Consider the following 7,966-nt stretch of genomic DNA (forward strand, 5'->3'; position numbering starts at 1 on the left):
CCAGCCCGCCCGCTTGTCAGAAGATGGCTCAGCGCCCGGTCCACTTCCGCGGCCGGCGCCGATGAGCCGGGGTATACGGACACTCAGATGGCCCGTCAACAGGGTTGTTCGAAAAAGTTCCCCGTACCGTCCGCGGTCCTCCGCGACCGATGTGTTCCTTCATCCGCCTCGGTGCGGGCACACGGGTATGACGCCTCAATCTCGACACGCTGCCTCGTGAGATGGACCAAGCGGGCGCGCTATCGAGCGCGGCATGGTACAAGCCGGGTCGCGGACCCGTTTGCCATCGTCTTCTCAGGGCCTTCGAGTGAAGCGCGAGCGACTCAAGATCGGTGACGTGGCTGCCGTCTCCACCGTCCATGGGGCGCAGGCACCGCTCGACCATCTTGGCGCTGGCACAGCGCAAATCGACAGGCGCGCGGTCAACCTGCGCTGGCTCTGCGCCAGCACGCTGACGGGCTTGACCGGCGCGGGCCTGATTGCGGCCGCGCTTCACGTGTCCCTCCAAGGTGATGTCTCCTTCGCGGCGATTCCCGAGAAAGCGACCGTCGTGGCCCGGCCGCAGCCGAGTGAGAGCGGCGCCAACCTCGCCCGCAAGGGTGACCGGCTGGTGCGGAACCTGATGATTGCCTCTGCCAAGCAGAGCTTTCGTGCGCCCGTGACCGTGCGGCTCGGCGACCGCGAGATCATCAAGGCCAAGGCTTTCGTTCGGCTCAGCACGCCACTGTCCATGACCACCGGCGTCTACGCGGCTGAGCCGCCGCGCTTCGATCCCATGAAGTTCGTCTCCGACGAGCCTCTGGAGCGCGCGCCCGAAGCCAGCGATACGCCGAGCGCAGAAGTCACCGTGGTCAAGCGCGACCTGGCCGACACCACCGTCGATGCCAGCGCGCCGGCGCTCAGCGATGACGATGTCACCGCCCAGGTCGAGGAGGAGCGCCGCATCGCCGCCGAGGCCGGGCGCCGCGCCGCCATACCGATCGCGCCACAAATCCTGCTGTCGCGGACCCTGCAGCAGGGCGGCGCAGGTGACAGCGACGGATCGGTCGCCAAGGAGGCCAATCCGTTCAAATCGATCGAGGTGCTCGTCGTCCCCGAGAATGTCACCAAGGTTGCCAAGACCGAGCTGAAACCCAACGAAGCCCCACTGGTCGAGGAGCGTGATCTCGCCCTCAAGCGCGGCGAGACCCTGGAGAGTACGCTCAAGGCTACGGGACTGGCGGGTGAGGACGCGATCCGCGGCATCGTCGCGGCGCTCGGCGGGAAGACTCGTACGACCGCCCTCAACGAGGGGCAGCCGATGCGCGTGCAGATCGCCCCGGGTCCCAAGCCGGGCGACCCGCGCCAAGTGACCCGGGTGGTCCTCTACGGCGAGGCCGGCATCGAGGGCATCGCCGCCCTCAACGACCGGGGCGCCTTCGTGTCGGTGGCGCCCCCTGCCGAGGAGACCCCCTCCCCCAAGCCGCAGCCGCAGGCTGAGGCAGGGGAAGATGAGGACGAGGATTCGGGCTCCGGTCCGCGCCTGTACCAGAGCCTCTACGAGACTGCCGCGCGGCACGACCTGCCGCGAGCCACCGTCGAGGACATCGTGCGGGTGTTCAGCTACGACCTCGACTTCCAGCGCCGCATTTCCAGCGGCGACGGCGTCGACGTGTTCTACACCTATGATGACGAAGCGAGCGCGGACCGGCCTGACCTGCTCTACGCGGCACTGACGCTCGGCGGGGAGACGCGCAAGGTCTACCGCTTCCAGTCGCCGGACGACGGCACCATCGACTACCTCGACGAGCAGGGTCGCTCCCTCAAGAAGTTTCTGCTGCGCAAGCCGATCGCTGACGGGATCATGCGCTCGGGTTTCGGTTACAGACGTCATCCGGTGCTGGGTTATGCCAAGCTGCACACAGGCGTCGACTGGTCCAACCCCATCGGCACGCCGATTATGGCGGCGGGCAACGGCGTGGTGATCCGGGCCGAGATGACGTCCGGCTACGGCAACCGGGTCGAACTGCAGCACGTCAACGGCTACGTGACGACCTACAACCACATGTCCCGGTTCGGTCGTGGCATCCGGGAGGGCGTGAAGGTCCGGCAGGGCCAGATCGTCGGGTATGTCGGCTCCACCGGCCTCTCGACGGGAGCACACCTCCACTACGAGGTGATCATCAACGGCCATTTCGTCGACCCGATGAAGATCCGAGTCCCTCGCGGTCGCGAGCTCGACGGGCGGTTGCTCGCCGAGTTCAAGCGTCAGCGGGAGCAGATCGACGCCACCATGCAGAAGTCGAAGAGCGCCACTGCGCTGGCCCAGCGCGACGCGGCCGTCCGCTGAGACTCAAGCCCGGCGTCAGCCGAAGCCGAGTCGGGCGCGGATGGCTTGAGGCGTCGATCCGGCCTGACGGAGATCGGCGAGGGTTGCCGAGCCGCGCGACTTGGCGAGCTTCGCGCCCGCGGCGTCGCGCAGCAGCGGATGGTGCCGGTAAAGCGGCACAGGCAGATCCAGCAGAGCTTGCAGGAGGACGTGCAGGTCCGTTGCCGCCTCCAAGTCGCTGCCCCGCACCACATGGGTGATTCCCTCTACGGCATCGTCGTGGACCACGGCGAGGTGATAGCTGGTCGGAACGTCGCGGCGGGCGATCACCGCGTCTCCCCAGCGCGCTGGATCCGTTACGACCCGGCGTTCGCCAGCCTCGTCGAAGGCGCTGTAGCCGAGTGGGGTGCAGGTGCTGCGGAGGGCAGATCCCATATCGAGGCGCCACGTGTGCGGATCGCCCCGCGCGATGCGGCCTGCGACGGCCGCGGCGTCGAGGGCGCGGCAGGTGCCGGGATAGAGCGGTATGCCGTCCGGATCGCAGCGTATCGTGCCGGTCGAGTCGACCTGCGCGCGGATGTCTCCGCGTGAGCAGAAGCAGGGATAGGCGAGACCCCGGTCGATCAGACTGTCGAGAGTGATCCTGTAGGCCGCCATGTGGCAGGACTGATGCCGCACCGGCTCCGGGTAGGTCAGCCCGAGCCACGAGAGGTCGGCGATGATTCCATCCACGAACGCGGGCTTTGAGCGCTGTGGGTCGATATCCTCGATCCGCAGGCGGCAGACGCCGCCCATTCGGCGAGCGAGATCCGCGTTGAGCAGCGCCGAGTAGGCGTGGCCGAGATGGAGGCGCCCGTTCGGGCTCGGTGCGAAGCGCAGGACCGGCGGACCGGGGTTCACGTGGATCCCGGTCACCCCTCGCGACGGCGCAGGCAGTGCGGCGCCTCGGGCTGGCAGGCGATGCCGGGCAGCGAGCAGGCAGGACCTTCTGCCAAGCGCTGACAGACCTTGCAGCCGTCGGTCCATTCCAGACAGGCCGGATCCTCGGCCACCGAGCGGGCCGGCGCCGCGTGCTGGGACGGCGCCAGCGCGCCGATCAGTACCGTCGCGACCACCAGGGCCGCCGAGCCCCAGGCGGCGAGCGCGCCGTTCGACGAGCGCGGTTCGGGCGACGGGGAAGCGGAGGTCGACATGGGGCTCTGTTGGCGCGGGATGCGGCCCGCTGTCAACGCGGGCCGCGGCAGCCCCCGGTCACGCCGCCCGGGCGGATCGGCGCTCTAGCAGGGATGGCAGGAGCTTCAGGTTGAGCGGCTTGGCCAGGAAACCGTCGAAGCCGGCCTCCCGGGCGGCGATCTCGTCCTCACGGCCGGCATTGGCGGTGAGCGCGACGAGACGGAGCCGCCCGGTCCCCGCCGCTTCCGCCGCGCGGATACGCCGGGCGGTCTCGTGGCCGTCGAGGCGGGGCATGCGCACGTCGATCAGCGCGAGGTCGAACGGCCCGTCAGCCTCAAGCCGTTCCAGCGCCTCGACGCCGTCCACCGCATGGACGACCGTGGCGCCGAGCCGCTCCAGCGCACGGGTCGCCAGAAGCGCGTTGATCGGGTTGTCCTCGGCGAGCAGGACGCGCATCCCGGCGCCGGTCCGGGACGGGGTCTCGGGCGCCGCCGCCGCATTCTCCGGAGCGACGGCCGGCGCCAGAACGCGCTCGAACAGCGACCGGGGCCGGACCGGCTTGATGAGATAACCGTCGAATCCCGCCGCGCCCGGCGATCCGAAGCCGCGCCGGTCGAAGGGCGAGAGCAGAACGAGGCTGGTGCGCACCCCGCAGGCGCGCGCCGCGTCTGCGATCTGCCGCACCGCCGCGTCACCCAGCGCCCGGTCGGCCAGCACCACGTCGAAGCTCGCGCCCGACAGGGCGTCCAGCCCGGACTCCAGAGTGTCCACGATCACCGTCGCCGCGCCGGCACGGGAGAGGCTGCGGGCGAGAAAGGGGGCCTGGAACGGCGAATCGGCGACGATCAGACAGCGTTGCGCGGAGAGCGCCGGCAACGGCTGGCGGCTCTCGCGCCGGGCCTCCGGCGCCTCCGCCAGCGGCAACACGACCCGGAAGGTCGAGCCGCGTCCCACCCGCGACTCCGCCTCGATCCGCCCGCCCATCCGGGTGACGAGCCGCCGGGTGATGGCGAGACCGAGACCCGTGCCCTCGTGGCTTCGGCTCGCGCTGCCGTCGCCCTGCTCGAACTCCTCGAACAGGACCGGCAGCCGCTCCTCCGGAATGCCCGGGCCGGTATCGGCCACCGCGAGCGTGACCGTGCCGCCGGCCTCGGTGCGGGTGACGCTCAGGCTGACGCCCACGCCGCCGCGCTCGGTGAACTTGATGGCGTTGCCCGCCAGATTGATCAGAATCTGCCGCACCCGGTCGGCGTCGCCCACGAGCGCGGACGGGAAATCCTCGGCGACGTCCAGGGCGATCTCCGTGCCCTTGTCCTGCGCCCGCGGCGCCAGCAACTCCACCACGCCCTCGGCGAGCGCCGCCAGATCGAAGGGCTCGGTCGCCAGATCGAGCCGCCCGGCCTCGATCCGCGAGAAATCCAGGACGCCGTCGATCAGGCCGAGCAGCGCCTGACCGCTGGTGCGGACCGCCTCGACGTAGGTGCGCTGCTCCGGGTTGAGATCGGTGCCGAGGACGAGATCGGCCATCCCCAGGATGCCGTTGAGCGGCGTGCGCATCTCGTGGCTGACCGTGGCCAGGAAGCGGGATTTCGCCACGCTGGCCGACTCGGCCCGCTCCAGCGCCGCGTCGCGGCTGCGGATCGCCTCGACCCGGGCCGTCACGTTGCGGCCGGCCCGCAGCCAGTGCATCGCGTCGCCGTGCGCCACCGGCATCTCCACGAAGGCGAACCAGCGCACGCGGCCGTCCACCGAGCGGACCTGCGCCTCCATCCGCCGCACCCCATCCTCGCCCACCTCCACGGCGTTGCGGTCGAGGATCTCGAGATCGATCTGCGTGCCGAGCAGCTCGATCGGTTCGCGCCCGAGCAGGCGGGCGAATTCGTCGTTGGCGTAGGTGATGCGTCCGCGGGCGTCACGCTGGACGATGATCTCGGTGGTGGCGGCCACGAGGGCCCGGTAACGGTCCTCGCTCTCGCTGATCCGCCAGATGCGATCCTGCAGCCGCTCGGCCTCGGCCTCGTCGGAGGCCTGATCCTGCGCACGACGTCGGCCGAGCGCCAGGATCGCCGCGACCAGGAGCGCCAGGACCAGCGCGATGTCCTCGATCATGCCTGCCTCCCCGGCGGGAGGCCGGTCCGGGGCAGGATCGCAGGCGAAGCTGAAGGCGGCGTTGGGAAAGGCGCTTAACCTTCGGTTGCGACGCTCGCCGAGTCGCGACGGTTCGCGGGGACTGCACGAAACGGCGCCGCCGCATGATCCGAACGGCGGCTCACGAGTTGCCTGCCAGGACGAAGGTCCGGACGGAGATGGCCCATGCCCGGTGAGCACTATGACGTCATCATTGTCGGATCCGGCCCCGGCGGCGGCACGATGGCGTGGCGCCTCGCACAGACCGGCAAGCGCATCCTGCTCATCGAGCGCGGCGACTACCTGCTGCGCGAGCCGCGGAACTGGGACAGCCAGGCGGTGATCGTCGACGGCTTCTACCAGGCCAAGGAGACTTGGTACTCCTCGGACGGCAAGAGCTTCCAACCGGGCCTCCACTATTTCGTTGGCGGAAATTCCAAGTTCTACGGCTCGATCCTCTTCCGCCTCCGCGAGAAGGATTTCTCCGAGATCCGCCATCAGGACGGCGTCGCGCCGGCTTGGCCCGTGGGCTACGACGAGTTCGAGCCGTACTATCAGGCCGCCGAGGAGCTGTTCCACGTCCACGGTCTGCGCGGCGAGGATCCGACCGAGCCCTGGTCGCGGAAGCCGTACGCCCATCCGCCGGTGACGCACGAACCGCGGATCCAGGAGCTGTTCGACAACCTGAAGCGGGCCGGCCATCACCCGTTCCACCTGCCGGTGGGCGTCCGGCTCGTGGAGAAGGACGGGCGCGCCGTCCCCACCTCGCCCTGCATCAAGTGCGAGTCCTTCGACGGCTTCCCCTGCCCCACCAACGGCAAGTCCGACGCCCAGACCATGGTCGTCGACCCCGCCCTGCGTGACTGTCCGAACCTGACGCTGCTGACGCGCACCTACATCGAGCGTCTGATGACGGATGCGTCGGGCCGCACCGTCACGGGCGTCGCGGGCAACCGGGACGGGGCGCCGTTCGAGGCCTCGGCCGACCTCGTGGTGGTGGCCTGCGGGGCGCTCTCCTCGGCGCTGCTTCTGCTCCGCTCGGCAAACGCGCAGCACCCGAACGGCCTCGCCAACGGGTCGGATCAGGTCGGGCGCAACTACATGCGCCACAACAACTCCACGGTGCTGGCGATCTCGAAGGTGCCGAACCCGACCCGGTTCCAGAAGACGCTCGGGCTCAACGACTTCTACTTCGGCGATCCCGACCGGAAGGACGACTGGGACTTCCCGCTCGGACACATCCAGATGGTCGGTAAATCGGACGGGGTACAGATCCACGGCGAGGGCCTGCCGGGCTTCCTGCAATGGTTTCCCGACAAGCCGTTCGACTGGATCGCCAAGCACTCGGTCGATTTCTGGCTGACCTCCGAGGACGTGCCGCTGGCGCAGAACCGGATCTTCTACAAGGGCGGGAAGGTCCATCTCGATCTGACCGAGACGAACGTCGAGGCGCACAAGCGGCTGCGGCACAAGCTGCGCGACATCTGCAGCTTCACCGACATCCATCCGCACCTGTTCGACCGCTCGCTCTATCTCGGCAAGAACGTCCCCATCGGCGGGACGGCCCATCAGGCGGGAACACTCCGGTTCGGCGACGATCCGGCAAACTCGGTCCTCGACCGGAACTGCAAGACCCACCAGCTCGACAACCTCTACGTGACCGACGCCAGCTTCTTCCCGTCTATCGGCGCGGTGAACCCGACGCTCACGATCATCGCCAACGCGCTGCGGGTCGCCGATCATCTCGTGAAGCGGATGGGAGCCCGAGACGAGATCCCACCGCCGCGGCTGTTCGACCACACCGAGCCCCGCGAGCCTCTGCCGGCTTGAGGCCTGTCGCGACTGGCGTGCGAGAACGATGGTTTCGGACCTTCCGGCAGTCCCATCCATCCCCTCATCCTGAGGTGCGGCGAAGCCGCCTCGGAGGAGCGCTCCAGACGTCGCGGATTCCTGGAGGGCTCCTTCGAGGCCTCCGCTGCGCTCCGGCGCCTCAGGATGAGGGCAACGGGCGGGATGATCACGCTTTCCACCCGCACGCGCCATCGTCCCCACCCGCCGTTCGGCGCCGGGGGCATGGCCCAGGAAGCAACACGCGGGACGCGGGACGCCGCGGGAACCCAGGTGTCGGCCGTGTACGCGCGGGATCCGATCCCCGCGGCGCCCGCGGCAGCGGCCGGGCGTCACCCCCGATCGCGGCCGTCTTTCTCGTCGCGGTGTCTTGCCGACGGCCCGGTCCTGCGCCTCGCTGCCGGCGGTCTCGGTCGAGGTGCACGCACCTCCGGAACCCGCTCTTCAGCGCCGCGGCCTTCCAGCCGTCCCCCGCCTCGTAGTGGGCGGGTCCGCAGGGGGCTTCGGGCA

5 protein-coding genes are annotated in these 7,966 nt (G+C 69.5%); 2 read left to right on the plus strand and 3 right to left on the minus strand.

The genetic code is table 11. The annotated features are described in order from the left end of the window. Positions 1 to 307: 307 nt before the first annotated feature. On the plus strand, positions 308 to 2,329 hold the full coding sequence (locus tag ACLBX9_RS04300; protein ID WP_447718023.1) for a M23 family metallopeptidase: 2,022 nt from the start codon (positions 308 to 310) through the stop codon (positions 2,327 to 2,329). A 15-nt stretch (positions 2,330 to 2,344) separates the two neighbouring features. On the opposite strand, the gene gluQRS is transcribed toward ACLBX9_RS04300, so the two are convergent. Genes gluQRS through ACLBX9_RS04315 form a run of 3 tightly spaced genes read right to left on the minus strand, consistent with a single transcriptional unit; the run spans position 2,345 to position 5,590 of the window. After that, positions 2,345 to 3,208, minus strand: a complete 864-nt coding sequence (gene gluQRS / locus ACLBX9_RS04305; RefSeq protein ID WP_447718024.1) for a tRNA glutamyl-Q(34) synthetase GluQRS — start codon at positions 3,206 to 3,208, stop codon at positions 2,345 to 2,347. Between the two features lie 11 nt (positions 3,209 to 3,219). Continuing rightward, positions 3,220 to 3,501, minus strand: coding sequence for a hypothetical protein (locus ACLBX9_RS04310; RefSeq protein ID WP_158169176.1), 282 nt, complete (start codon positions 3,499 to 3,501; stop codon positions 3,220 to 3,222). A gap of 58 nt (positions 3,502 to 3,559) precedes the next feature. Continuing rightward, positions 3,560 to 5,590, minus strand: a complete 2,031-nt coding sequence (locus tag ACLBX9_RS04315; RefSeq protein WP_158169178.1) for an ATP-binding protein — start codon at positions 5,588 to 5,590, stop codon at positions 3,560 to 3,562. A 204-nt stretch (positions 5,591 to 5,794) separates the two neighbouring features. Between ACLBX9_RS04315 and ACLBX9_RS04320 the strand changes: the two genes are divergently transcribed. Then, positions 5,795 to 7,438 carry a GMC oxidoreductase gene (locus ACLBX9_RS04320; RefSeq protein ID WP_447718025.1) on the plus strand — a complete coding sequence of 548 codons (1,644 nt, stop codon included), beginning with the start codon at positions 5,795 to 5,797 and terminating at the stop codon, positions 7,436 to 7,438. Positions 7,439 to 7,966 lie beyond the last annotated feature (528 nt).

It is taken from the genome of Methylobacterium sp. A49B (assembly GCF_053346215.1).